The 24218-nt window shown below is 61.3% G+C and carries 25 protein-coding genes; 18 read left to right on the top strand and 7 right to left on the bottom strand.

What is annotated here, in order from left to right; translation table 11 throughout:
• Window positions 1-11: 11 nt before the first annotated feature.
• Window positions 12-263: a GlsB/YeaQ/YmgE family stress response membrane protein gene (locus J2045_RS11150; RefSeq protein ID WP_307372701.1), complete on the top strand. Its 252-nt coding sequence runs from the start codon at window positions 12-14 to the stop codon at window positions 261-263.
• Window positions 264-305: 42 nt separating this feature from the next.
• Complete coding sequence (gene lipA / locus J2045_RS11155) at window positions 306-1298, top strand: lipoyl synthase (RefSeq protein ID WP_307372704.1); 993 nt, start codon at window positions 306-308, stop codon at window positions 1296-1298.
• A gap of 4 nt (window positions 1299-1302) precedes the next feature.
• Here the strand turns inward: lipA and J2045_RS11160 are convergent, their stop codons facing one another.
• Entirely contained in the window at window positions 1303-1596 is a 294-nt protein-coding gene (locus J2045_RS11160) for a type II toxin-antitoxin system RelE/ParE family toxin (protein ID WP_307372707.1), read from the bottom strand.
• Complete coding sequence (locus J2045_RS11165; RefSeq protein ID WP_307372709.1) at window positions 1593-1838, bottom strand: type II toxin-antitoxin system ParD family antitoxin; 246 nt, start codon at window positions 1836-1838, stop codon at window positions 1593-1595. The genes J2045_RS11160 and J2045_RS11165 overlap by 4 nt, the downstream gene beginning before the upstream one ends.
• A 145-nt stretch (window positions 1839-1983) precedes the next feature.
• On the opposite strand from J2045_RS11165, the gene J2045_RS11170 reads away from it, so the two are divergent.
• Together J2045_RS11170 and J2045_RS11175 are read left to right on the top strand one after the other, a co-directional pair.
• Window positions 1984-2493: a P-loop NTPase family protein gene (locus tag J2045_RS11170; protein ID WP_307372790.1), complete on the top strand. Its 510-nt coding sequence runs from the start codon at window positions 1984-1986 to the stop codon at window positions 2491-2493.
• A 9-nt stretch (window positions 2494-2502) separates the two neighbouring features.
• Entirely contained in the window at window positions 2503-2955 is a 453-nt protein-coding gene (locus tag J2045_RS11175) for a type II toxin-antitoxin system RatA family toxin (protein WP_307372711.1), read from the top strand.
• Here J2045_RS11175 and J2045_RS11180 read toward each other — a convergent pair.
• Window positions 2940-3446, bottom strand: a complete 507-nt coding sequence (locus J2045_RS11180) for a CinA family protein (RefSeq protein WP_307372712.1) — start codon at window positions 3444-3446, stop codon at window positions 2940-2942. The genes J2045_RS11175 and J2045_RS11180 overlap by 16 nt on opposite strands.
• The gene (locus J2045_RS11185) at window positions 3446-4654 is read right to left on the bottom strand and encodes a bifunctional 2-C-methyl-D-erythritol 4-phosphate cytidylyltransferase/2-C-methyl-D-erythritol 2,4-cyclodiphosphate synthase (RefSeq protein WP_307372715.1); all 1209 of its coding nucleotides are present in this window, start codon (window positions 4652-4654) and stop codon (window positions 3446-3448) included. The genes J2045_RS11180 and J2045_RS11185 overlap by 1 nt, the downstream gene beginning before the upstream one ends.
• 173 nt (window positions 4655-4827) lie before the next feature.
• On the opposite strand from J2045_RS11185, the gene dusB reads away from it, so the two are divergent.
• The 9 genes from dusB (at window position 4828) to hflX (ending at window position 16290) form a co-directional block, all read left to right on the top strand.
• Window positions 4828-5829, top strand: coding sequence for a tRNA dihydrouridine synthase DusB (gene dusB, locus J2045_RS11190; protein WP_307372717.1), 1002 nt, complete (start codon window positions 4828-4830; stop codon window positions 5827-5829).
• Window positions 5826-6965 carry a two-component system sensor histidine kinase NtrB gene (locus J2045_RS11195; protein ID WP_166599315.1) on the top strand — a complete coding sequence of 380 codons (1140 nt, stop codon included), beginning with the start codon at window positions 5826-5828 and terminating at the stop codon, window positions 6963-6965. Before dusB ends, J2045_RS11195 begins: the two co-directional genes overlap by 4 nt.
• On the top strand, window positions 6965-8416 hold the full coding sequence (gene ntrC, locus J2045_RS11200) for a nitrogen regulation protein NR(I) (protein WP_166599314.1): 1452 nt from the start codon (window positions 6965-6967) through the stop codon (window positions 8414-8416). The genes J2045_RS11195 and ntrC overlap by 1 nt, the downstream gene beginning before the upstream one ends.
• Window positions 8417-8596: 180 nt before the next feature.
• Window positions 8597-10864, top strand: a complete 2268-nt coding sequence (locus J2045_RS11205; protein ID WP_307372720.1) for a sensor histidine kinase NtrY-like — start codon at window positions 8597-8599, stop codon at window positions 10862-10864.
• Window positions 10854-12218, top strand: a complete 1365-nt coding sequence (gene ntrX, locus J2045_RS11210; protein ID WP_307372722.1) for a nitrogen assimilation response regulator NtrX — start codon at window positions 10854-10856, stop codon at window positions 12216-12218. The genes J2045_RS11205 and ntrX overlap by 11 nt, the downstream gene beginning before the upstream one ends.
• 51 nt (window positions 12219-12269) lie before the next feature.
• On the top strand, window positions 12270-13646 hold the full coding sequence (trkA, locus tag J2045_RS11215; RefSeq protein ID WP_307372724.1) for a Trk system potassium transporter TrkA: 1377 nt from the start codon (window positions 12270-12272) through the stop codon (window positions 13644-13646).
• 14 nt (window positions 13647-13660) lie between these two features.
• Window positions 13661-14524 carry a D-amino-acid transaminase gene (locus tag J2045_RS11220; protein WP_307372726.1) on the top strand — a complete coding sequence of 288 codons (864 nt, stop codon included), beginning with the start codon at window positions 13661-13663 and terminating at the stop codon, window positions 14522-14524.
• Window positions 14525-14636: 112 nt separating this feature from the next.
• A complete protein-coding gene (gene hfq, locus J2045_RS11225) occupies window positions 14637-14888 on the top strand; it encodes an RNA chaperone Hfq (protein WP_006728386.1) in 252 nt (83 codons plus the stop codon).
• Between the two features lie 67 nt (window positions 14889-14955).
• Window positions 14956-16290, top strand: coding sequence for a GTPase HflX (hflX, locus tag J2045_RS11230; RefSeq protein ID WP_307372731.1), 1335 nt, complete (start codon window positions 14956-14958; stop codon window positions 16288-16290).
• Window positions 16291-16319: 29 nt separating this feature from the next.
• On the opposite strand, the gene mazG is transcribed toward hflX, so the two are convergent.
• The gene (mazG, locus tag J2045_RS11235) at window positions 16320-17138 is read right to left on the bottom strand and encodes a nucleoside triphosphate pyrophosphohydrolase (protein WP_307372733.1); all 819 of its coding nucleotides are present in this window, start codon (window positions 17136-17138) and stop codon (window positions 16320-16322) included.
• A 20-nt stretch (window positions 17139-17158) separates the two neighbouring features.
• Window positions 17159-17746 (bottom strand): deaminase, encoded by a 588-nt coding sequence (locus J2045_RS11240; protein WP_307372735.1) that lies wholly within the window; start codon window positions 17744-17746, stop codon window positions 17159-17161.
• A gap of 270 nt (window positions 17747-18016) precedes the next feature.
• Here J2045_RS11240 and cysG point away from each other — a divergent pair, with 270 nt between their 5' ends.
• The 5 genes from cysG (at window position 18017) to J2045_RS11265 (ending at window position 22974) form a co-directional block, all read left to right on the top strand.
• Window positions 18017-19459, top strand: coding sequence for a siroheme synthase CysG (cysG, locus tag J2045_RS11245; protein ID WP_307372737.1), 1443 nt, complete (start codon window positions 18017-18019; stop codon window positions 19457-19459).
• A 2-nt stretch (window positions 19460-19461) separates the two neighbouring features.
• Window positions 19462-19776, top strand: a complete 315-nt coding sequence (locus J2045_RS11250; protein WP_307372739.1) for a DUF2849 domain-containing protein — start codon at window positions 19462-19464, stop codon at window positions 19774-19776.
• Window positions 19777-19791: 15 nt separating this feature from the next.
• On the top strand, window positions 19792-21465 hold the full coding sequence (locus tag J2045_RS11255) for a nitrite/sulfite reductase (RefSeq protein WP_307372741.1): 1674 nt from the start codon (window positions 19792-19794) through the stop codon (window positions 21463-21465).
• A gap of 13 nt (window positions 21466-21478) precedes the next feature.
• Entirely contained in the window at window positions 21479-21991 is a 513-nt protein-coding gene (locus tag J2045_RS11260) for a DUF934 domain-containing protein (protein WP_307372743.1), read from the top strand.
• Between the two features lie 170 nt (window positions 21992-22161).
• A complete protein-coding gene (locus J2045_RS11265) occupies window positions 22162-22974 on the top strand; it encodes a ferredoxin--NADP reductase (RefSeq protein WP_307372745.1) in 813 nt (270 codons plus the stop codon).
• Between the two features lie 48 nt (window positions 22975-23022).
• Here J2045_RS11265 and J2045_RS11270 read toward each other — a convergent pair whose 3' ends face one another.
• Window positions 23023-23913 (bottom strand): hypothetical protein, encoded by an 891-nt coding sequence (locus tag J2045_RS11270; protein ID WP_307372747.1) that lies wholly within the window; start codon window positions 23911-23913, stop codon window positions 23023-23025.
• Window positions 23914-24218 lie beyond the last annotated feature (305 nt).

A 24218-nucleotide genomic window follows, 5' to 3' on the forward strand; every position in this document is an offset into this window, starting at 1 on the left:
AGGAGTGTTTAATGGGTTTCGAGATTGGCTGGTTCATGACGATCATCGTCGGCGGTATTGCCGGCTGGTTGGCTGGAAAGCTCATGGATATGCGCTTTGGCGTGTTCATGAACATTGTCATCGGGATTGTGGGTGCAGCCGTCGCGGCAGCCATCTTCCGGCGCCTCGGTATCTTCGTCGAGGGTGATACGCTCGGCTATCTGATCACCAGTTTCGTTGGCGCGAGCCTTCTTCTCTTCATTGCCAAGCTCGTTCGGCGATAAACATCAATTAGGCCGCGCCAGCGGCGGGACAGGGTTTTGACCATGGTCACCATTCTCGACAGGACCAATCTTCCGACTGCGCCGCCGTTAGCGCCCGCAGAAGAAAAGCGTGCCCGCCATCCGGAAAAAGCCCACAAGCCCGACACCGAAGTGCTGCGCAAGCCGGAATGGATCCGCGTCAAGGCACCCACATCCAAGGGGTATCACGAGACCCGCGAACTGGTTCGCTCCCACAAGCTGGTGACGGTCTGCGAAGAGGCGGGCTGCCCGAACATCGGCGAGTGCTGGGACAAGAAGCACGCGACCTTCATGATCATGGGCGAGATCTGTACCCGCGCCTGCGCCTTCTGCAATGTCGCGACCGGCAAGCCCAATGCGCTCGACAAGGAAGAGCCTGCAAACGTCGCCAAGGCGGTCCGCCAGATGGGCCTCTCCCACGTCGTCATCACGTCCGTTGACCGCGACGACCTCGCCGACGGTGGCGCCGAGCATTTCGAGAAGGTGATCTGGGCGATCCGCGAGGCCTCGCCTGAGACGACGATCGAAATCCTCACGCCGGACTTCCTGAAGAAGCCCGGTGCGCTGGAGCGCGTCGTGGCTGCCAAGCCCGACGTCTTCAACCACAATATGGAAACCGTTCCCGGCAACTATCTGACGGTCCGTCCTGGCGCGCGCTACTTCCACTCCGTCCGTCTTCTGCAGCGGGTGAAGGAACTCGACCCGACCATGTTCACCAAGTCGGGCATCATGGTCGGCCTTGGTGAAGAGCGCAACGAAGTCCTGCAGTTGATGGACGACCTGCGTTCCGCCGACGTCGATTTCCTGACGATTGGCCAGTATCTCCAGCCGACCCGCAAGCACCACAAGGTCGAGCGCTTCGTCACGCCGGAAGAGTTCAAATCCTACGAGGACATCGCCTATACCAAAGGCTTCCTGATGGTGTCCTCAAGCCCGCTGACCCGCTCGTCGCACCATGCCGGCGATGACTTTGCGCGGTTGAAGGCGGCGCGGGAAAAGCTGCTCGCTAAGGCCTGACCGATTAGCCGAGATTGCCCGGCCAATCCTCGCGAGCGTTCGGGACTGCTATGATGAGCACGTCACCGCTGGGCTTGATGCTGTAGATCACCAGATGTGATCCCGTGGGATGAACGCGCACAGGCGGCGTGATTTCTACACGTTCGCGCGCCATGCGAGGGTTCTCGGCAAGCAGAGTAAAAACGCGTTCGAGATGGATGTGGTAGGCTTCCGCCTGCGCCTCGCCGAACGTCTCAACACCGTGTCGATAGATCTTGCGGATATCCTCCGCTGCTCGACGGGTGAGCCGGTAGCTCAAGCAGATCTGCTCCGCTTTTCCTTCAGGGAGTGGAGAATCTCCTGCATGCTTTCAGCGCTCTCGCCGCTGGCGATCCCCTCATCGACAATTGCCTGGATGCGGGCAACCTCTCTCTGGCGCTCTTGGTCCTGGCTGATAAGCTCCTGGATATAGGCCTCCTCGTTCGCGAACTGACCCTCCTGGGTCTGATCGTCGACGAACTGCTTCATCTTGTCGGGCAACCGAATGCTGAGCTTGGCCATACATCTGTCTCCTGTATCCGGATGTTGCTCGCGTCCCACTAAAAAGTCAAAGCTTGGCACACTGAACAGAAGCGGGACGAATCGAGTGCGTAATCTTGCGATAGCTGAAGAAGCCGCGAAACTCCTGTGCGAAGCCCGCCGCATCATGGTGATCGGCTGCTCCGGCGGTGGCAAGTCCACCTTGTCTCGCAAGCTCGCCGCCGCGCTGGATCTCCCCAATCACTCTATGGATCGCGAAGTTTTCTGGCTTCCGAAATGGGTCGAGCGCCCCAGGGCCGAGCAAAGGGAGATACTCTCTGAGATCGCCAAAGCGGACAGATGGCTTCTCGACGGTACCAATCCTTCCAGTTTCGACATCCGCCTGCCGCGCACCGATCTGGTCATCTGGGTGCGGTTGCCGCGGTGGCGCTGCCTTCTTGGTGTGTACAAGAGAGCAAGCCAATACGTCGGACGCCATCGTCCGGACATGGCCGACGGCTGCGTCGAGCAATGGCCCGACCGCGAATTCCTCTCCTATATCTGGAACTTCGAACGCCGCTTCGCCCCACGCATTATCCAGGAAATCGATCGTCACGGCGCGTCCGTACCCGTGATAACCCTCAAATCCCACGGCGAAATGGCGCACCTGCTTGATCTCGCGGGGCTTCCTCATTAAGTCCCTGATATGCCTCAGTTCGAAACCCGCCGCCCCGTCAAGCACTCGCCCGACCGCATGTATGCTCTCGTCGCCGAGATCGAGCGCTATCCGGAATTTCTGCCGCTCTGCGAAGCGCTGACCATTCGCTCGCGCCGCGAACGTGATGGCAAGGAATTGCTGCTGGCTGACATGACGGTGGGATACAAGGCGATCCGGGAGACCTTCACGACGCAGGTCCTGCTGACCCCCGCCGAGCGCACCATCGATGTCAAATATATCGAGGGTCCGTTCAAGTATCTCGACAATCGCTGGCGCTTCGAAGAAACGGCGGATGGCGGCTGCTCCGTGCATTTCTACATCGACTACGAGTTCAAGAACCGCATTCTCGGCGCACTCATGGGCTCGATGTTCGACCGTGCCTTCCGCATGTTCTCGGAAGCCTTCGAGGCGCGTGCCGACAAGATCTACGCAGGCGTCTGAGCGGCGGCGGCGAGCATTTCAAGTGCCGTCCGCACGGTCGCAAGCCGCACCTGATCCCGGCCGATCTCGCCGTAACGCATCTCACGGTGATCGACGAGACCTGAGCGGGTCTTCAAGGCGAGATGCACGAGGCCAACCGGCTTCTCCGCCGAGCCGCCACCCGGTCCGGCAATGCCGGTGACCGCCACAGCAACCTCGGCACCGGAACGCATCAGCGCCCCATGCGCCATCTGCAGCGCCGTCTCCTTCGACACCGCACCAAAGGCGTCCAATGTCGCCGCCGAAACGCCGATCAGATCCATTTTTGCCTGGTTCGTATAGGTGACGAAACCGCGGTCGACGACGGCGGACGAACCGGCGATCTCCGTCAGCGCACCGGCAATCAATCCGCCAGTGCAGGACTCAGCTGTCGCGATCAACCAGCCCCGGTCGCGGTAGGTGGTAATGATTGCGGAGGCCTGCGCCTCGATGTCGTCGGGATAGAGCCCCATCACTCTGCACCGCGGAACACGACGGTTGCCGTGGCAATCGCCGCGATCCCCTCGCGCCGGCCGACAAAGCCGATCGTCTCGTTGGTCGTCGCCTTCACCGAGCAGCGATCAAGCGAGATGCCGAGAATTTCCGAGAGCTTTTCCCGCATGGCCTGGCGATGGGGTCCAATCTTAGGCGCTTCGGCAATAAGCGAAATATCTGCATTCATAATCGTGCCGCCGGCCTCACGCACGATTCTGGCGGCATGCTCCAGGAAGATGCGCGACGGCGCACCTTTCCACTGCATGTCCGACGGCGGGAAGTGGTCGCCGATATCACCGGCGCCACAGGTCGCGAGCAGCGCGTCTGTCAGCGCATGCAGCGCGACATCGGCGTCCGAGTGTCCTTTGAGCTTCTGGTCGTGCGGAATGAAGATGCCGCAAAGGGTAACGCCGTCACCGGCTTCAAGCTGATGCACGTCATAGCCGTTTCCGGTGCGAACATCGGGCAGGGTGTCGCCCTTCAGTTTCTCGTCGGCCATGGCGATATCCCTTTGCACGGTGAGTTTGACATTGTCGATCGAGCCTTCGACGAGATGAACCGGAATGCCTGCCCATTCCGCGATCGAGGCGTCGTCGGTGAAATCCACGGCCTGCGCCTCGGCTGCCCGTTCGTGGGCAGCAAGGATGGTCGCATAGTGAAAGCTCTGTGGTGTCTGCGCGGCGAAAAGATCCTTGCGCGGAACGGTTGCTGCAACGACACCTGAGGTGTCGGCGCGCTTGATCGTGTCCGAAACGGGCAGGGCCGGCAGTACGGCCCTCTTGCCACCAGCGAGTTCACGGGCGATCCGCTCCAGAAGTGCAGCATTGACGAAGGGCCGGACGCCGTCCTGGATCATCACATGCTCGACGCCATGCTCCTGCAGGGCTCGCAGGCCATTCAGCACCGAAGCCTGTCGCGTGGCGCCACCGGTAACGATAATCAGGTCCTCTCGTCCGGGCAGGTCGGCGACGGCCGCTTCGAGCAGCGCCCGATCGTCGGGATGGATCACCACGGCGATTGGACCACTTCTGGGCCAGTCGAGGAAGATCTTGAGCGTGTGCCAGATGACCGGCTTGCCACCGATCCGCCGATATTGTTTGGGTCCTTCGACCGAGGCGCCGGCGCGTTCGCCGCGTCCTGCGGCAACCACCACGACCCCGATTGTTCCGCTACGCCCTTGCTCCATCGCCTCGCCTGGTCCATGACACATTTTCTTCGCAACCGTGCTCTATCGGCTCGGCATCAGCTTTTCCAGCATTTGCACGATTTTTTGTCGATGCGTGAGCTTTGCCTCTTGGCAAGCCAGAGCTGACTGTCTAAAAATAATGCAAATGCGTTCTTTGCCTGAAAGATAATCATTTGATTTCCGTCGCGTTGGACACGCCCTTCAGCATCGGCAAGGTTCCCGTCCGGAACCGGCTTGTGCTTGCGCCGATGTCCGGAGTGACCGACCTTCCGTTCCGACAGCTGGCCTTTCGCTTTGGTGCCGGGCTTGTCGTGACCGAGATGGTGGCAAGCCGCGAACTCGTCTTCAATGCAGCGGAAAGCTGGTCGCGCCTCAAGGGGGCGGGGCTGACGCCTCACATGGTCCAGCTTGCCGGTCGCGAGGCAAAATGGCTGGCCGAGGCTGCTGTCATTGCAGAGGCGAACGGCGCCGACATCATCGATATCAACATGGGCTGCCCGGCCAAGAAGGTGATCGGTGGTTATGCAGGCTCCGCATTGATGCGGGAACCGGATCACGCCTTGTCGTTGATCGAAGCGACGGTGAAAGCAGTCAAGATCCCGGTCACCGTCAAGATGCGGCTCGGCTGGGACGAAAACTCGATCAACGCGCCTGACATTGCGGCCCGTGCGGAAGCCGCCGGTGTGCAATTGATCACTGTCCATGGCCGCACCCGCATGCAGTTTTACGAAGGCCGCGCCGATTGGGGCGCCATCGCGGCTGTTCGCGATGCCATCCGCATTCCGCTGATCGCCAATGGTGACGTCGAGACAGTCGAGGATGCCCAGGAGATCCTGCGTCGCTCCGGCGCCGATGCGGTCATGGTTGGGCGCTCCTGCCAGGGCCGGCCATGGCATGCTGGCATCCTGGCTGGTCATGCCGGCCCGCAGGCATCTGAGTTGCCCGGCCTCGTCGTTGAGCATTACCGCATGATGTTGGATCACTACGGTTCCGAGGTCGGCGTCCGCCACGCCCGCAAGCATCTCGGCTGGTATCTTGACCGCCATGCGAGAGATCTCGCGGGCGAAACCAAGGCCGCAATCATGACATCGAAGGACGCCGGGTTCGTCGCCGAGGCTCTGGAGCTTGCGCTCTTGAGCGTTGCCGGCGCCAGCGCCAGACAGGAGGCCGCATGACGGCGAACGACAACGCGGGCACCAATGGCCTTGCCATGGCCGTGCTGAACGCCATCCAGAACCCGGTGGTCATGGTCGACGCAAACGGCCATATCGCATTCGCCAATTGGGAGGCGGAAGCCTTCTTCGGCGCGAGTGCTTCCCATTTGGCGCGCTACCGCATCTCGACCTTCATTCCCTTCGGCAGTCCGCTGCTGTCGCTGATCGAACAGGTGCGTGAACGCCGTGCGCCGGTCAACGAATACCGCGTCGACCTGTCGTCCCCGCGTCTCGGCCAGGAGAAACTCGTCGACCTCTACGTCGCGCCGGTGCTGAGCCAGCCAGGCAATGTGGTGGTGGTCTTCCAGGAGCGCTCTATGGCCGACAAGATCGACCGCCAATTGACGCACCGTGCTGCCGCCCGCTCCGTGACGGGTCTCGCCTCGATGCTGGCCCATGAAATCAAGAATCCGCTCTCAGGCATTCGTGGAGCTGCCCAGTTGCTGGAGACGGCGGTCACCGACGAAGACCGGGCTCTCACCCGCCTGATCTGCGACGAAACCGACCGCATCGTGTCGCTCGTTGATCGCATGGAGGTCTTCTCTGACGAGCGCCCGGTCGACCGGCAGTCGATCAACATCCATTCCGTGCTCGACCAGGTGAAGGCGGTTGCCAAGGCGGGCTTTGCTCGTAACATCCGCATCACCGAAAGCTACGACCCCTCACTTCCGCCTGTCTTCGCCAACCGAGACCAACTCGTTCAGGTCTTTCTCAATCTGGTCAAGAACGCGGCGGAAGCGATCGGCGAGCGTTCCGATGGCGAGATCCAGCTCACGACCGCCTATCGCCCGGGCATTCGCCTGTCGGTCGCCGGCTCGCGCGAGAAGATCTCTCTGCCACTCGAATTCTGCGTACATGACAATGGACCGGGCGTGCCGTCCGACCTGCTGCCGCATCTCTTCGATCCCTTCATCACGACGAAGACGAACGGTTCGGGCCTCGGCCTCGCCCTGGTAGCCAAGATCATCGGCGGTCACGGCGGCATTGTTGAATGCGACAGCCAGGCGAGCCGCACCACCTTCCGGGTTCTCATGCCCATGTCGAAAGAGACGGCGCTCGACGATGCGCCCCTTGCCAAATCCACGGGAACGAACTGATGACGGCCACGATCCTTGTTGCAGATGACGATGCTGCGATCCGCACGGTGCTGAACCAGGCCTTGAGCCGCGCGGGTTACGACGTCAGGATCACTTCGAACGCAGCCACGCTGTGGCGCTGGATATCGGCGGGCGAGGGGGATCTCGTCGTCACTGACGTGATCATGCCGGACGAGAATGCCTTCGACCTGTTGCCGCGCATCAAGAAGGCGCGGCCGGACCTGCCAGTTCTGGTCATGAGCGCCCAGAACACCTTCATGACCGCCATCAAGGCCTCCGAGAAGGGCGCCTATGACTACCTGCCCAAGCCCTTCGATCTCACCGAGCTGATCGCGATCATCGGCCGCGCGCTGTCGGAGCCGAAGAAGCGCCCGGCGCGTCTCGACGACGACATGCAGGACGGCATGCCGCTCGTCGGCCGCTCGGCCGCCATGCAGGAAATCTACCGCGTACTCGCCCGCCTGATGCAGACGGACCTGACGCTGATGATCACCGGCGAATCGGGCACTGGTAAGGAATTGGTCGCCAAGGCGCTGCACGATTACGGCAAGCGCCGTAACGGTCCCTTCGTCGCCATCAACATGGCCGCCATCCCGCGAGACCTGATCGAATCCGAACTCTTCGGCCACGAAAAGGGAGCCTTTACCGGCGCCCAGACCCGGTCGACCGGCCGCTTCGAGCAGGCCGAGGGCGGCACACTCTTCCTCGATGAAATCGGCGACATGCCGATGGATGCTCAGACCCGTCTGCTCCGTGTCCTCCAGCAGGGCGAATACACCACTGTCGGTGGCCGTACCCCGATCCGTACCGACGTGCGGATCGTGGCTGCGACCAACAAGGACCTGAAGCAGTCGATCAACCAGGGCCTCTTCCGCGAAGATCTCTATTACCGCCTGAACGTCGTGCCGTTGCGCCTGCCGCCGCTGCGCGACCGCGCCGAGGACATTCCGGATCTCGTCCGCCATTTCATCCAGCAGGGCGAAAAGGAAGGTCTCGATTCGAAGCGTTTCGACCACGAAGCGCTCGAAGTGATGAAGTCCTATGCCTGGCCGGGCAATGTCCGCGAGCTTGAGAATGTTGTCCGCCGCCTGATGGCGCTTTATCCACAAGATGTGATCGCGCGCGAAATCGTCGAGCAGGAACTGCGTGCTGATGTCTCCGACAGCCCGATCGCCAAAGTCGGCATGCCCTCTGGCACGATGACGATCTCGCAGGCCGTCGAGGAGAACATGCGGACCTACTTCGCCTCCTTCGGTGATGCCCTCCCGCCGTCCGGCCTCTACGACCGTGTGCTGACGGAGATGGAGTATCCGTTGATCCTGGCCGCCCTGACCGCCACCCGCGGAAACCAGATCAAGGCAGCCGATCTGCTCGGCCTCAACCGCAATACGCTGCGCAAGAAGATCCGGGAACTCGGCGTCTCGGTCTATCGGAGTTCCCGTTCAGCTTGACAATAGCGGAACTGCCGTTGCAATTTCGCCACATTGCGTTGCTCAAAAGCCACGTTGCTTTGTAACGGACGGGACTGCCGTGCGTTGTTGGCACGTTGAGCCTTGCAGAGACAAAATCGACGGTTGCCGCTCTGGTTGCCGCGTCAATGAGATCCGAATTGCGCGGATCCGGGGGAAATGATGGCACGCGCGAGGAAGGCCTCCGCAGCAGACATCGATACGGCTCTGGCCCATGACCGGCGTGCATCGTTTGCGTTGCCGGGCTTGCTGCTGGCGGGCGGAGCGCTGCTGTGCGCCTCCTTGACATTGCCGATCCTTCTCGGCTTGACGCCCATCGAGCCGACCTCGCGTGTGCTGATTGCCTCGGCTGTCGTCAACTCCTTGTTCATCGTCGGCCTGATGTTTCTTATCGGTCGTGAGGTGATGCGTCTCTTCAAGGCGCGCAACCGCGGACGTGCGGCCGCTCGCCTGCATGTTCGTATCGTCGCGCTCTTCTCCGTCATCGCGATCACGCCGGCGATCCTTGTGGCGATCTTCGCCTCGATCACACTCAATGTCGGGCTGGACCGCTGGTTCTCGCTTCGCACCCAGTCGATCGTCTCATCGTCCATGAACGTCGCCCAGGCATATATGCTGGAGAATGCCAGCTATCTGCAGGGCCAGACCATCTCGATGGCGAATGACCTGGAGCGCAATCGTGCGCTCTTCTATCTCGACCGCACCGGTTTCGTCGAGTTGATGACCCGCCAGGCACGGGGACGGGGCATGCTCGGGGCCTTCCTGGTCCGCGAGGATGGCTCGGCGATCACCCAGGCGGAGATCGACACGGAAAAGCCCCTTCCGGCCATTCCGAGGGATGCATTGTCGAGTGCGGCGGCCGGCCAGCCAACGTTGATCCCGCCGGGCGTGACCAATCTCGTCGGTGCCATCATCAAGCTCGAAAGCATTTCGGGCACTTTTCTCTACACCATCAGAGCCGTTGACCCGAAGGTCATGCAGGCGATGCGCCAGATGGAAGAAAACACCGCCGAATACCAGTCGATGGAGGACGGCCGAACGACGTTGCAGATCGCTTTCGCCATTCTCTATCTCGGTTTCGCACTGATCGTGCTGCTGGCCGCCATCTGGACCGCAATCGCCGTCGCGGACCGGATCGTGCGGCCCATCCGCTTGCTGATCGGCGCCGCCGACAGCATCGCATCCGGCAATCTGAATGTTATCGTACCCGTGCGCGCCGCTGATGGTGATGTCGGCAGCCTCTCGCGCACCTTCAATAAGATGGTTTCGCAGATCCGCTCGCAGCGGGACGAGATCCTGGAAGCCAAGGACGAGGTCGACGATCGCCGCCGTTTCATCGAAGCGGTGTTGTCGGGTGTGACGGCAGCAGTCATCGGTGTCGAGGATGACGGCATCATCACAATCGTCAATCCATCAGCGGAATATTTCCTGGCTTTGCCCGGCGAGCAATTGATCGGCCAGAAGCTGGCGCTCGTCGCCCCTGAGGTCGACCGCGTGCTTGCCGAAGCGGCCGTGCGCCATCGCGGTGAGTATCGCGAGCAGATCAACATGATCCGCGGCGGCAAGGAGCGCACCCTGAATGTCCAGGTCACACGGGAGGAGACCCGAGGTTCCGTGGATTCCTACGTGATCACCCTCGACGACATCACCGATCTGGTCGTCGCTCAGCGCTCGACGGCCTGGGCCGATGTCGCGCGCCGCATCGCCCATGAGATCAAGAACCCGCTGACCCCGATCCAGCTCTCGGCAGAGCGGCTTAAGCGTCGCTATGGCAAGCAGATCGCCGAAGATGACAAGGCCGTCTTCAACCAATGCACCGATACGATCGTGCGTCAGGTCGAGGATATCGGTCGGATGGTCGATGAATTCTCGGCCTTCGCGCGGATGCCGAAGCCGACAAAGCAGCGCTCAGACCTGCGTGAAATTCTGACTGATGCGGTGTTCCTGCGTGAGATTGGCAGTGCCGATATCGAGTTCCAGCGCGAGTTTGGTGTTGAGCCTCTGGAAGGCAGCTTTGATGCACGCATGCTGGCCCAGGCTGTCGGCAACATCGTCAAGAACGCCGTTGAGGCAATCGAGGCCGTTCCGAAGGAGGAACTCGGCGGCCATGGCAAGATCCTCGTGCGGTCTTCCTTTGATCACGAACACGACCGGTTCACCGTGGACGTGATTGACAACGGCCGCGGCCTGCCGACGGAGAACCGGCATCGAATTCTGGAACCCTACATGACGATGCGGGAGAAGGGTACAGGCCTCGGTCTCGCCATCGTCAAAAAGATTATTGAAGAGCATGGCGGGCAGCTCGAGCTGCACGACGCACCGGTGGATTTCGACCGGGGCAGGGGTGCGATGATCCGCATCATCCTGCCGCGCGCAGACGCCCCCGCCGTGGTCACTGAAAGCGATAAGGAAAAGGTCCATGGCCTCTGACATTCTGGTAGTCGACGACGAAGAGGACATTCGCGAGATCGTCTCGGGCATCCTGAGCGACGAGGGGCATGAGACCCGCACCGCCCACGACGCCGACAGTGCGCTTGCCGCCATCTCGGACCGTGTGCCGCGTCTCGTCTTTCTCGATATCTGGATGCAGGGCAGCCGGCTTGATGGCCTCTCGCTGCTCGACGAGATCAAGACCCGCCATCCGGACCTGCCGGTCGTGATGATCTCCGGTCACGGCAACATCGAGACGGCAGTATCGGCCATCAAGCGTGGTGCCTTCGATTTCATCGAGAAGCCTTTCAAGGCCGACCGTCTCATCCTGATCGCCGAGCGCGCGCTTGAGAATTCCAAGCTCAAGCGTGAGGTGTCCGAGCTGAAGCGCCGTACGGGTGATGCGATTGAGTTGATTGGCACTTCGGTTGCCGTCTCGCAACTGCGCCAGACGATTGAGAAAGTCGCGCCGACCAACAGCCGGATCATGATTTTCGGACCTTCTGGTTCCGGCAAGGAACTGGTGGCGCGCATGCTCCACAAGCGATCGGCCCGATCGGGCGGGCCCTTCGTGTCTCTGAATGCGGCCGCGATTACGCCTGACCGGATGGAGATGGCGCTTTTCGGCACGGAAGGCACGCCTGGTCAGCCCCGACGCATCGGTGCGCTGGAAGAGGCCCATCGCGGCATCCTCTATCTCGACGAGATCGGCGAAATGCCGCGCGAAACGCAGAACAAGATTCTCCGCGTGCTGGTAGAACAGCAGTTCGAGCGCGTGGGTGGCTCCAAGCGTGTGAAGGTCGATGTCCGCATCATCTCCTCCAGCGCCTACAATCTCGAAAGCCTGATCGCCGAGGGCCGGTTCCGTGAGGACCTGTTCCATCGCCTGGCCGTCGTGCCGGTGAAGGTGCCGGCGCTTGCCGAGCGTCGCGAGGACATCCCCTTCCTGGTCGACATGTTCATGCGCCAGGTCTCGGAACAGGCGGGCATCCGCCAGCGCAAGATCGGCGAGGATGCCATGGCGGTTCTCCAGGCCAATGACTGGCCCGGCAATATCCGCCAGCTGCGCAACAACATTGAGCGCCTGATGATCCTGGCCCAGGGCGACAGTCCCGAGGCGCCGATCACGGCGGAGATGCTTCCACAGGATCTCTCCGACATGCTGCCAAAGGTCTCGGCTCGCAACGACATGCACATCATGACGCTTCCGCTGCGCGAGGCGCGTGAAATGTTCGAGCGGGATTACCTGATTGCCCAGATCAACCGCTTCGGCGGCAACATTTCGCGCACGGCGGAATTCGTCGGCATGGAACGTTCGGCCCTCCATCGCAAACTGAAGTCGCTTGGCGTATAAGCGGTCGAAGCGAGTCCGGTAAACAGCCGATCCTGGGGCGGGAAGCATACCATGAAAGTGATTATCTGCGGCGCGGGCCAGGTCGGTTACGGCATTGCCGAACGGCTTTCCCAGGAGGGCAACGACGTCTCTGTCATCGATACCTCGGCGTCGCTCGTCTCGCACATCACCGAGACACTCGACGTGAGCGGCTATGTCGGTCACGGCGCCCATCCGGATGTGCTGGCGAGGGCCGGCGCCGACCAGGCCGAAATGCTGATTGCCGTCACGCTCTACGACGAAATCAACATGACCGCCTGCCAGGTCGCCCATTCGCTGTTCAACGTCCCGACCAAGATCGCGCGTATTCGCTCGCAGAACTATCTGCGGCCGGAATATTCCGATCTCTTCAGCCGTGACAACCTGCCGATTGATGTGACGATTTCCCCGGAAATCGAAGTCGGCAAGATGGTTCTGCGCCGCATTTCCTTCCCCGGCGCCACAGACATTGTGCGCTTCGCCGACGACCATATCGCCATGCTCGCCATCGAATGCATGGAGGACTGCCCAGTCGTCGACACTCCGCTCAACCAGCTGAGCGAACTCTTTCCCGACCTCATGGCGACGGTCTGCGCGATCTACCGCAACGGCCGCCTGAATGTCGTGCGCTCGCAGGACCACCTGCAGGTCGGCGACCTCGCCTATGTCATCTGCCAGCGCGACCACGCCCGCCGCACGCTCGGTCTCTTCGGCCATGAGGAGCAGGAAGCCGGTCGCATCGTCATCGCTGGTGGCGGCAATATCGGCTACTACGTTGCCCGCGCCATCGAGGAGATGCAGCCGAAAACTCGCCTAAAGATCATCGAGAACGACCGTGAGCGCGCGCTTGCAGTGTCCGACCAGCTGAAGGACGGCATCGTCCTCCACGGATCGGCACTCGACCAGAACATCCTCCAGCAGGCCGACATCCAGGATGCCGACCTGATGGTGACGCTGACCAACAACGACCAGACCAATATCCTGAGCGCCGCCATGGCCAAGCGCCTCGGCTGCAAGTCGGGCATGGCACTGATCAACAGCCCGTCCTTCCACGAACTGGCGACGTCGATCGGGATCGATGCGCACATCAACCCGCGCGCCGTCACCATTTCCCGCGTCTTGCAGCATGTCCGCAAGGGCCGCATTCGCGCCGTCTATGCCGTCCAGAAGGGCAAGGCCGAAGTGATCGAGGCGGAGGCGCTGGAAACCTCGCCGCTCGTCGGCAAGCCCTTCCGGGAGCTTGAATTGCCGCCAGGCCTGCGCATCGGCGCCATCCTGCGCGACAAGACCGTAATCCGTCCCAATGGTGAGACCAGGATCAAGGCGAAGGATCGCGTGGTCCTGTTCGCCGCCGCGGAAGCCGTTCGCCATGTCGAGCAGCTCTTCCGCGTTTCGATCCAGTATTTCTGAAGGTTCACATCCCTATGCCGCGCATTGCCTATGTCAACGGTCGCTATCTGCCGCATTCCGAGGCGGGTGTGCATATCGAGGATCGCGGCTATCAATTCGCCGACGGTGTCTATGAGGTCTGTGAAATCCGCCACGGCGTGATCGTTGATCTGACCCGGCATCTGGACCGCCTGGATCGCTCGCTGTCGGAGCTTGCCATGAGGCGCCCGATGAGCCGGGCAGCACTCACCCAGGTCATCCGCGAGGTCGCCCGCCGCAACCTGGTGAAGAACGGCCTGTTTTATCTCCAGGTGACACGCGGCGTCGCCCGCCGGGACCACGTCTATCCGTCGCCGGATACCCCGCCGAGCCTCGTCATCACAGCCAAGATCACCGATCCGGCTGTGATTGCGAAGAAGAATGAAAACGGCCTGAAGGCAATCACGCTTCCGGACAATCGCTGGGACCGCGTCGATATCAAGACCGTCGGACTGCTGCCCAATGCCATGGCCCGTCAGGCGGCAAAGGAAAAGGGCGCACAGGAAGCCATTTATGTCGACGCCCGGGGCATGGTGACTGAAGGTGCAGCAACCAATGTCTGGATCGTCGACAAGGACGGCGTCCTTGTCACCCGTCCTGCCGAACAGGGCATCCTGCGCGGCATCACCCGCACCGGGTTGATGGATGTGACGGCAAAGCTTGGCATCGACGTGCAGGAACGCGAGTTCTCCCGTGAAGAGATGCTCTCGGCCCGCGAAGTCTTTATTTCCGCTGCAACCAGCATCTGCTTCCCGATCGTCGAGATCGATGGCCAGCCGATCGCCAATGGCCACCCGGGCGCCATGGCCGAACGGATCCGTTCCACCTTTTTCGACGTTGCGGAAAAGACGGTGATTTGATACCACGTTTTTTCGGCGGAGGGGCGAGGGGCCAATTCCCCAAGCGGACCAGCTGTCAAACAATAATCACACCGGTCGACAAAGCACCGGCAAAAAAGAAAGAAGCGGCGCCATGGCGGAACGTTCTCAGAATCTGCAGGATCTTTTCCTCAACACCGTACGAAAGCAGAAGATTTCGCTGACGATCTTCCTGATCAACGGCGTGAAGCTCACCGGTGTCGTGACATCCTTCGACAATTTCTGTGTTCTCCTGCGTCGCGACGGCCATTCCCAGCTGGTCTACAAGCACGCCATCTCGACCATCATGCCCGGCCAGCCGATGACGATGTTCGAGAACGACGAAGCCTCTTCCGGACAGGACTGAGATCATCACCAGCCGCGATACAAAGAACGAATCGATCATCCCGGAGGACGAAAAGCGCCGGGATGACATGCGGGCACTCGTGCTCGTTCCGGTCCTGAAGCAGGCAAAGGCGCAGCCACTTCCCGAAGGCGCACCACCAGCCCCGAGCCGCTCGAATGAAGCGCGTCTCGAAGAGGCGATCGGCCTTGCCCGCGCCATCGATCTGACCATCGTTCAAGGGTTGATCGTCACAGTCAGCCAGCCACGACCCGCAACACTCATGGGATCCGGCAAGATCGCCGAGGTCAAGGCGCTGCTTGACGAGTTCGACGCGGGCCTCGTCATCGTCGATCATCCGCTCACCCCGGTGCAGCAGCGCAATCTTGAGAAGGAATGGGGCGCCAAGGTCATCGACCGCACGGGCCTTATCCTCGAAATCTTCGGTCGCCGCGCCTCCACCAAGGAAGGCACGCTGCAGGTCGACCTCGCGCATCTGAACTACCAGAAGGGCCGTCTGGTCCGCTCCTGGACCCACCTTGAGCGCCAGCGCGGCGGCGCGGGCTTCATGGGTGGTCCGGGTGAAACCCAGATCGAAGCCGACCGGCGCATGCTGCAGGACAAGATCATCAAGCTCGAGCGCGAGCTTGAGCAGGTGGTCCGCACCCGACAGCTCCACCGGGCCAAACGCCGCAAGGTGCCACATCCGATAGTCGCTCTGGTCGGTTATACCAATGCCGGCAAGTCGACGCTGTTCAACCGCATCACCGGTGCAGGTGTGCTCGCTGAAGACATGCTGTTTGCAACGCTCGACCCGACGCTTCGCCGCATGAAGCTGCCGCATGGCCGCACCGTCATCATGTCCGACACCGTCGGTTTCATCTCCGACTTGCCGACCCACCTCGTTGCCGCTTTCCGAGCGACACTCGAAGAGGTGCTGGAAGCCGATCTCATCCTGCATGTCCGCGACATGTCGGACCCGGACAATGGTGCCCAGTCGGCCGATGTCCTGCGCATCCTCGACGATCTCGGCATCGACGAGAAGGAACGCTCGGAACGCATCATCGAGATATGGAACAAGATCGACCGTCTCGACCCGGAAAACCATGACGGACTGTTGCAGAAGGCGGCCGGCCGCGAGAATGTCCTGCCCGTCTCCGCCATCAGCGGCGAGGGCGTCGACACCCTGCTCGACGTGATCTCGCAACGACTTTCAGGTGTCCTGACCGAGGCGACCATCACCATTCCCGCCGACAAGCACGCCGTCATCTCCTGGCTCTACGAAAACGCTGTGGTCAGCGAGCGCGAGGACCATGAAGACGGCTCCGTTAGCCTCGACGTCCGACTGACCGACAGACAGGCTCAGGAGCTTGAGCGCAAGCTTGGCGGCAAGAAGCCAACGGATAAGGAAGACTGGGAGCGGTAAGTGCTCCGGGCGACATTGGCGATCGGCTTCTATCTGCCCTTCGCGGCCTGCCACAGCTCTTCCATCCGTTCCAGCGAAGCCGCCTCCAGTGTCTCACCTGATGCCTGAAGAGATGTTTCTATATAGCTGAATCGTTTGCGGAACTTCGTATTCGTCCCGCGCAGTGCCTGTTCGGGTTCCGCCCCCACATGCCGGCCGATATTGACCAGCGCAAAGATCAGGTCACCGAGTTCGTCCTTGACCTTCTCCGGTCTGTTTTCCGCCAGCGCCTCGCGCAACTCGCCGATCTCCTCCTCGATCTTGTCGAGGATGGGGGCAGCTTCAGACCAGTCGAAGCCGACCTTTGCCGCTCGCTCCTGCAGCTTCAACGCTTCGGTGAGTGCCGGAAACGAGCGCTGCACCGAGCCGAGATAGCCGGTATCAGGATCATCCGCCGAGCCGCGGGCGGCGCGGCGTGCGAGACGTTCCGCCTTCTCCTGTTGCTTGATCGCGTCCCACTGCGCCTTCACAGCTTCCGGCGTATCGGCATCCGAGCGCGCAAACACATGCGGATGCCGCCGGATCATCTTGCGCGTGATGGCTTCGACGACGTCGCCGAAATTGAACTGTCCGGCCTCTTCGGCAATCCGGGCATGGAAGACCACCTGCAGCAAGAGGTCGCCCAGTTCCTCGCAGAGATCATCCGGATCCTTGCGCTCGATCGCATCGGCGACCTCATAGGCCTCCTCGATCGTATAGGGTTTGATCGTCTCGAATGTCTGGACGATGTCCCAGGGGCAGCCCGTCTCGGGCTGGCGCAGCGCCGCCATAATCTCGAGCAGGCGGTTGATGTCGGTGGAGGCTTCCATGGTAATCCCGTATGGCTCGCTCAGTTGAGCGGAATGTCGTTGTCGCCCTTGGACGACTGATAGCTCTCCGACAACCGGTCATACTCCGCCTTGATCCGGCTCACCTGTTCGAAAAGGGCAGGCCGATCGGCGTCGCTGGCGGAGGCCACCAGCTCGATCATCGCATGGCTCAGCCAGAAGGCGTTCTGCCGGCGATAGCCGCCGGGCTCCAGACCGAAGACTTCCTTGAGGATCTTCAGATCATGGGGGATCGCAAAGGCGTCGCGACTGTCTTCATGGCTGAAGAAATAGTAGAAGTTGTCAAAGCCCGCCCAGGTGATCGCCGACATGCACATCGTGCAGGGTTCGTGCGTCGAAAGGAAAATCAGGTCCTTGGTGTTTGGCCGCTCGCCCTGTTCGTAGAAGCGTTTCAGCGTATGCACCTCGCCATGCCAGAGCGGGTTTTCGAGCTCGTTGTTCGTCTCGGCCAGCACCAGCGAAAGATCCGACTTGCGCAGGATGGCCGCGCCAAACACCTTGTTGCCGGCGGCAACACCACGGGCGGTCAGGGGCAGAATGTCGTGTTCGATCACGTCGAGAAGTCGGCGGGTAAGTTCGGGTGAGGTCAAGGTGGCGCGCTCCGCAGTCTTGTGCAATGCGATCCTAGCGCTTGCAGAGCGCCCGCCGAAAGGGAAATGATGCTCTGTCTCCAACTTTTTGGCACGCTCGATGGTGTAAGCCCGGGCGTGCGATCAATGGATGCGAAACTCGGTGCATTTTGCTCGCAACGGCGGAGGCACTAGGACAGAAATACGCAAGGTGCAGGGCGAAGGAATTTCTGTTTCTTCAAATGTTAAAGACAAAACGCGATAGTGCAGCACTCTCGCAGCGGATGATTCATGGCACAGCAGGACAAACAGCTTTCGGTCTTTCCGGCCTTCTTCAAGGTCGAGAATGAGGTCACCGCCGTTTTCGGAAACGGCGACGAGGCCTATGCGAAGGCGCGCTTGCTGAAGAACACCGAAGCCCGCATCGTCGCCTACACCGATGCCCCGGAAGAGGACTACGCTGCCTTCCTCGCGGCTAACGCCATCGAGCAGATCGCCAGGCCGTTCGAGCCCTCTCAGGTGGATGGCGCGCGGCTGGTGTTTGCGGCAACGGGTGAGGGCGCTCTCGACCGCGAGATCGTAGCCGCCGCCCGCGCTGCGCGTATTCCGGCCAATGCCGTCGACCAGCCCGACTATTGCGATTTCTACACGCCCGCCCTCGTCAACCGCGCCCCGATTGCCGTTGCGATCGGCACGGAAGGCGTGGGCCCTGTGCTCGCGCAGATGATCCGCGCCGACATTGATCGCCTCCTGCCGCGTTCGCTCGGCAAGCTCGGTCGTCTCGCCAATTCCTATCGCCGCGCCGTCGACCGCCTCGTGCCCCGTGGAGCACCGCGCCGGCTGTTCTGGCGCGACTTCTTTAAGGGCAAGGTCGCAGACCACGTTGAATCTGACGAGATCAGCCTCGCCCGCCGCGAAGCGACCCGCATCCTGAAGGGTGTTGCCGCTGACCGCGTTGAGGGCCGCGTGTTTCTCGTCGGTGCTGGTCCGGGTGCCGAGGATCTGCTGACGCTGCGCGCCCATCGCCTGATGATGGAATGCGACGTCATCGTCTACGACGCATTGGTGCCACGCGAAGTGGTCGACATGGGCCGCCGCGATGCCGAGCGCATTCCCGTTGGCAAGCGCAAGGGCTGTCATTCGAAGTCGCAAAGCGAAATCAACGCGCTCCTCGTCGAACTCGGCCATGCCGGTAAACGCGTTGTTCGCCTGAAGTCAGGCGATCCGCTGGTCTTCGGTCGTGCCGGCGAGGAAATGGCTGCCCTGCGTGACGCAGGCATTGCCTATGAAATCGTCCCGGGCGTCACCTCCGCGCTGGCCGCCGCCGCCGATTTCGAATTGCCGCTGACGCTGCGCGGCGTCTCTTCGTCGCTCGTCTTCACAACCGGCCACGATCTTCAGGGTAATGTACTGCCGGATTGGGCGCGTCTTGCACTGTCGGGCGCAACGGTCGCCGTCTACATGGGCCGCACGGTTGCCGCCTCCGTCGCCGAACGTTTGATGGCAGGTGGGCTGGCCGAGGACACGACGGTAGCCGTTGTCGAGAATGCCGGGCGTCGCGACAGCCGCCTGCTGCATGGCACATTGAAGGAATTGCCGGGTCTGGAAGCTCGCACCGAGCTATCAGGTCCGGTCATGGTCATCATCGGCGACGCTGTCGCCGGCGCCGATTTCAGCCGTTCCGAGCCGCTGGGCGCGCTCGCTCCGGCCGAACCGCAACTTGCAAGGATTTGAGGATGGTAGACAAGGTTCTCACAGCAAACCGCCTGACCGACGGCATTGCCGTCTGGCTGGACGCCAATGGCCAGTGGACCGAGCGTCTGCAGGAAGCCTTTGTCGCGCGCCACACCGAGGCGGTCGATGCCCTTGAAGCGGCCGGCAAGCAGGCATTCGCCAGCAATCTCGTCGTCGATGTAAACGTCATCGAGATCGAGGAAAAGGATGGCAAGCTGCGTCCGCTCCGCCTTCGCGAGCGTATCCGGGCCGAAGGTCCGACCATTGCATATGCGGAAGGGCATGGTTATGCCGACCCTGCATTCATCGCGGCTTGAGGCCTGAGGTAAGACATGTATCGTTATGACGAATTCGACCACGCTTTTGTGTCGGCGCGCGTAGAACAGTTCCGCGACCAGGTGGCCCGCCGCCTGTCGGGTGAGCTTGCGGAAGACGCATTCAAGCCGCTGCGCCTGATGAACGGCGTCTATCTCCAGCTTCATGCTTACATGCTGCGCGTCGCCATTCCCTATGGCACGTTGAATTCCAGGCAGATGCGCATGCTGGCGCATATCGCGCGGAAGTATGACCGTGGTTATGGTCACTTCACCACCCGCCAGAACATCCAGTACAACTGGCCGAAGCTCTCGGACACGCCGGCTATCCTGGAAGATCTCGCAAGCGTCGAGATGCACGCCATCCAGACCTCGGGCAACTGCATCCGAAACGTGACGGCCGACCATTTCGCCGGCGCTGCTGCCGATGAAGTTGCCGATCCGCGCCCCTATGCCGAGATCCTGCGCCAGTGGTCCTCGCTGCATCCGGAATTCTCCTTCCTGCCGCGCAAGTTCAAGATTGCCGTTACCGGCGCCGACAAGGACCGTGCCGCAATCCAGGTGCATGACATCGGCCTGCAGCTGAAGAAGAACGAGGCCGGCGAACTCGGCTTTGCCGTCTATGTCGGCGGTGGCCAGGGCCGCACGCCGCTGATCGCCAAGAAGATCCGCGACTTCCTGCCCGAGGAAGATCTGCTGACCTACATCACCGCGATCGTGCGCGTGTACAACCTGCATGGCCGCCGCGACAACAAGTACAAGGCGCGCATCAAGATCCTCGTCCACGAGACCGGTGTCGAAGAACTGACGCGTCAGGTGGACGCTGAGTTTGCCGAAATCCAGGACAGCGAACTGAAGCTGCCGGAAGGCGATATCCGCGCCATCGAAACCTATTTCGCCCCGCCGGCACTCACCGCCCGCCCCGACGGTTGGGAGGCGCTTGCCCGTGCCCAGAAAGCCGATCCCGCTTTCGGTTCCTGGGTCCGTCACAACGTCCAGGAACACCGCCATCCCGACCACGCCATGGTAACGATCTCGCTGAAGCCGATCGGCGGCACGCCGGGCGACGCTTCGGATGCGCAGATGGATCTGGTGGCCGATCTCGCCGAGCGCTACGCCTTCGACGAGATCCGCGTCAGCCACGAACAGAACCTGATCCTGCCGCATGTCGCCAAGGGTGATCTCTATCCGCTCTATCAGGCGCTGGAAAAGGCAGGGCTGGCGACCGCCAATTCCAACCTGATCACTGACATGATTGCCTGTCCCGGCTTGGACTACTGCGCGCTCGCCAATGCGCGCTCCATTCCGGTCGCCCAGGCGATCTCGGAGCGCTTCGGCTCCCAGGCCCGCCAGGAAGAGATCGGTGAACTCAAGATCAAGATCTCCGGCTGCATCAATGCCTGCGGCCACCACCATGTCGGCCATATCGGCCTGCTCGGTGTGGAGAAGAAGGGGGCCGAGCTCTACCAGATCACGCTGGGCGGTTCCGGCGACGAGAACTCCTCGATCGGCGAGATCATCGGTCGCGGCTTCGAGCCGGAAAAGGTGACCGACGCCGTCGAAAAGATCGTCGACACCTATCTGGGCCTGCGTATCGACCCGAAGGAGACCTTCCTCGAAGCCTATCGCCGCGTCGGTCCCAAGCCGTTCAAGGACGCACTCTACGGCAACGCTTCCGCCGAAGCCGCGTGAGACTGGAAAAACTATGACCAAGATCTGGAAAGAAACCGGTTTCGTCGACGGCGACATCTGGGTGACCGAGACGGAAGAGCGCAAGGCAGGAGAGGCCGAAAAAGCCCTTCTGCCGCTGGATGCCTTCCTCGAAGCGGTCGCTGAAACCAATGACGTCGGCCTCGGCGTTCTCATCGCGCCCGCCGATGACGTAAAGAAACTCGAGCCGCATCTCGACCGTATCGCGCTGATCGCCGTGGCCTTCCCGGCCTTCAACGATGGCCGTGGCTTCAGCCATGCAACGCTGCTGCGCGACCGCCTGGGTTACACCGGCGAGCTTCGTGCCGTCGGCGACGTGCTGATCGACCAGGTGCCCTTGATGCTGCGCACCGGCTTCGACAGCTTCGCCGTTACCAACCCAGTTGCCCAGCGCAGGCTTTCCGAAAACTGTCTCACGGGCGTTGCCCAGCGTTACCAGCCGACGGCTCGGGATTCCGAAGCGGTCGGTGGTTTCAGCTGGCGTCGCCTCGGCTCCACTGGCGCCTGAGATCTATAAACAACGCTAGGTACGGGCGGCGAATTGACCTCGGTCAAGGATGCCGCCTTCGCTTTAATGGATATCTCGGCTGCGAAATCTGCATGCCGGCTGAATTGTGGAATGGGACGGTCTGGATTATAGGCTCTTCCCAATCGACAGAACGATAGGACCGACCGCCTATGAATGCTCCTGTGAAGACCGACAATGCCGAACTGATCGTACCCGAAGGCGTATTCGCCGAGACGGTGCTGAGCGTGACGCATTACACCGACCATCTCTTCCGCTTCCGCATGACGCGACCGGCCGGCTTCCGTTTCCGTTCGGGCGAATTCGCCATGATCGGCCTGATGGTCGAGGGAAAGCCGATCTACCGCGCCTATTCGATTGCCAGCCCGTCTTGGGATGAAGAACTCGAATTCTTCTCGATCAAGGTGCCGAACGGTCCGCTCACCCAGCACCTGCAGCGCATTCAGCCGGGTGACAAGGTCCTGATGCGCAAGAAGCCGACCGGCACGCTGGTGCTCGACGCGCTCACCCCCGGCAAGCGCCTGTACATGTTCTCGACCGGCACCGGCATCGCGCCCTTCGCGAGCCTGATCCGCGATCCCGAGACCTATGAGAAGTTCGAGGAAGTCATCCTCACCCATACCTGCCGCGACGTCGCCGAGCTGAAATACGGCTTTGACCTCGTGGACGAGATCAAGAACCACGAGTTCCTCGCCGAACTCGTCGGCGACAAGCTCAAGCACTATGCGACGGTCACCCGTGAAGACTATCCCTTCCAGGGCCGCATCACGGACCTGATCGCAAACGGCAAGATGTTCACCGATCTCGGCGTTCCCCCGCTTGATCCCGCGATCGATCGCGGCATGATCTGCGGCTCGACCGCGATGCTGAAGGACACCAAGGAACTCTTGGAAAAGGCCGGCCTCACCGAAGGCGCCAACAACAAGCCGGCCGAATTCGTCATCGAACGCGCCTTCGTCGGCTGATCGAAATCACAGTTTTGACTTTATGCCCGGCCATTGCGCCGGGCGTTTTCATTTCTGCAGTTCGACGATCGGTCTTTGTCCGTTGGCCAGTTCGAGTTCGACAGTCCCGTCGCTGGCAGGGCTCATCCGTTGAATCGGCGAGGGCACCTGCCATTCCATCTCGATTTTGGCGTGTCCTTGGCGAACGGACACCGCGACCAACCGCGTCCTGTCCAGCGAGGGCAGAACGATTTCCATGCTGCCGTCGCCGTCCAGGTCTGCAACATGCGAGAGGTCCAGATCCCGACTGCCGTTGATGTGGTTTGTCACACCGTCAATGCCACCCAGATTGACAAGCCGTTTGCCCTCGATGCGGTAGAAGCGCAGCGATCCGCTCAGATGCGGGGTGACGACTGCTGCGGCGAGAAGCTCGCCTGAGCCGCTGAAATCGGCAATGCCGACGGGATTGAGCCAGCGATTTCTCTGACCGATAGGCTCACTTTCCGCCATCAGCTCGATACTGTCTTCCTTGATTTTGTAGAGAACAAGGGATGCGCCGCGCGTCAGATCAGCCCGAACGATCAAGGCTTCCGGACTGCCATCTCCATCCACGTCTGCGAGCCGAACCCGCCGGTCCTCAAAGACCTGATCCGCCGGCAGACGAAAGAGGAGCCTTGAACCGTTCTGCTCAATGACAAATCCGCCCGCCTCGATCGCGTCGCCAAGTGCTCCATGCGCATAGATGTTGGTCGGGCCAACAAGCCATGCCGAATAGCGTCCAGAGCGCGTTATCTCGCCATCCGGTAACTTGCTCATGTCTTGGGCGGACGCGGCGTTGGCAATTGTTGTGAGTGCGAGGGAAATCAGAAGGCCTGTTTTCCAAACGGTAGCGTCTCCTTGATGCATGACCGCTAAACGACGGAAACGTCGAATAGCGTCACTGTGTCGGAGAGCGTCCAAGGTTACATCTCACGTTTCAGTGAGAACAAGCCGGCCGAATTCGTCATCGAACGCGCCTTCGTTGGCCGATCGCGGATCGCAATCCTGAATCAGAAAGGGCGCCTTCAGGCGCCCTCAGACCGCTGACAAACCCGCCGATTTTTCCTCGGCGGGTTTTCCAGTTTCTAAGGTGCGCGCTCAGGTGGTGTTTTGTTCGTAGATTTTCGTGGTCTCCATCGCACCTGTGCCCTTATGCCCAGGCTCGGTTCGGGGCTTTGGTCATTGCCATTGCGATCTTCTTGATGTTCTGCGCAGCGGCCGCCAGC

This window comes from Peteryoungia aggregata LMG 23059 (genome assembly GCF_030814435.1).
Lineage (GTDB): Bacteria > Pseudomonadota > Alphaproteobacteria > Rhizobiales > Rhizobiaceae > Allorhizobium > Allorhizobium aggregatum.

Excerpts from the sequence above, each read along its gene's own strand:
- J2045_RS11250 (WP_307372739.1), top strand. The coding sequence starts at position 19,462 with ATGGTAGACAAGGTTCTCACAGCAAACCGCCTGACCGACGGCATTGCC.
- J2045_RS11255 (WP_307372741.1), top strand. The coding sequence starts at position 19,792 with ATGTATCGTTATGACGAATTCGACCACGCTTTTGTGTCGGCGCGCGTA.
- J2045_RS11195 (WP_166599315.1), top strand. The coding sequence starts at position 5,826 with ATGACGGCGAACGACAACGCGGGCACCAATGGCCTTGCCATGGCCGTG.
- trkA (WP_307372724.1), top strand. The coding sequence starts at position 12,270 with ATGAAAGTGATTATCTGCGGCGCGGGCCAGGTCGGTTACGGCATTGCC.
- J2045_RS11205 (WP_307372720.1), top strand. The coding sequence starts at position 8,597 with ATGGCACGCGCGAGGAAGGCCTCCGCAGCAGACATCGATACGGCTCTG.
- ntrX (WP_307372722.1), top strand. The coding sequence starts at position 10,854 with ATGGCCTCTGACATTCTGGTAGTCGACGACGAAGAGGACATTCGCGAG.
- J2045_RS11170 (WP_307372790.1), top strand. The coding sequence starts at position 1,984 with ATGGTGATCGGCTGCTCCGGCGGTGGCAAGTCCACCTTGTCTCGCAAG.
- hfq (WP_006728386.1), top strand. The coding sequence starts at position 14,637 with ATGGCGGAACGTTCTCAGAATCTGCAGGATCTTTTCCTCAACACCGTA.
- mazG (WP_307372733.1), bottom strand. The coding sequence starts at position 17,138 with ATGGAAGCCTCCACCGACATCAACCGCCTGCTCGAGATTATGGCGGCG.
- J2045_RS11185 (WP_307372715.1), bottom strand. The coding sequence starts at position 4,654 with ATGGAGCAAGGGCGTAGCGGAACAATCGGGGTCGTGGTGGTTGCCGCA.
- J2045_RS11260 (WP_307372743.1), top strand. The coding sequence starts at position 21,479 with ATGACCAAGATCTGGAAAGAAACCGGTTTCGTCGACGGCGACATCTGG.
- J2045_RS11180 (WP_307372712.1), bottom strand. The coding sequence starts at position 3,446 with ATGGGGCTCTATCCCGACGACATCGAGGCGCAGGCCTCCGCAATCATT.
- J2045_RS11165 (WP_307372709.1), bottom strand. The coding sequence starts at position 1,838 with ATGGCCAAGCTCAGCATTCGGTTGCCCGACAAGATGAAGCAGTTCGTC.
- J2045_RS11150 (WP_307372701.1), top strand. The coding sequence starts at position 12 with ATGGGTTTCGAGATTGGCTGGTTCATGACGATCATCGTCGGCGGTATT.
- J2045_RS11175 (WP_307372711.1), top strand. The coding sequence starts at position 2,503 with ATGCCTCAGTTCGAAACCCGCCGCCCCGTCAAGCACTCGCCCGACCGC.
- ntrC (WP_166599314.1), top strand. The coding sequence starts at position 6,965 with ATGACGGCCACGATCCTTGTTGCAGATGACGATGCTGCGATCCGCACG.
- cysG (WP_307372737.1), top strand. The coding sequence starts at position 18,017 with ATGGCACAGCAGGACAAACAGCTTTCGGTCTTTCCGGCCTTCTTCAAG.
- J2045_RS11265 (WP_307372745.1), top strand. The coding sequence starts at position 22,162 with ATGAATGCTCCTGTGAAGACCGACAATGCCGAACTGATCGTACCCGAA.
- J2045_RS11220 (WP_307372726.1), top strand. The coding sequence starts at position 13,661 with ATGCCGCGCATTGCCTATGTCAACGGTCGCTATCTGCCGCATTCCGAG.
- hflX (WP_307372731.1), top strand. The coding sequence starts at position 14,956 with ATGCGGGCACTCGTGCTCGTTCCGGTCCTGAAGCAGGCAAAGGCGCAG.
- lipA (WP_307372704.1), top strand. The coding sequence starts at position 306 with ATGGTCACCATTCTCGACAGGACCAATCTTCCGACTGCGCCGCCGTTA.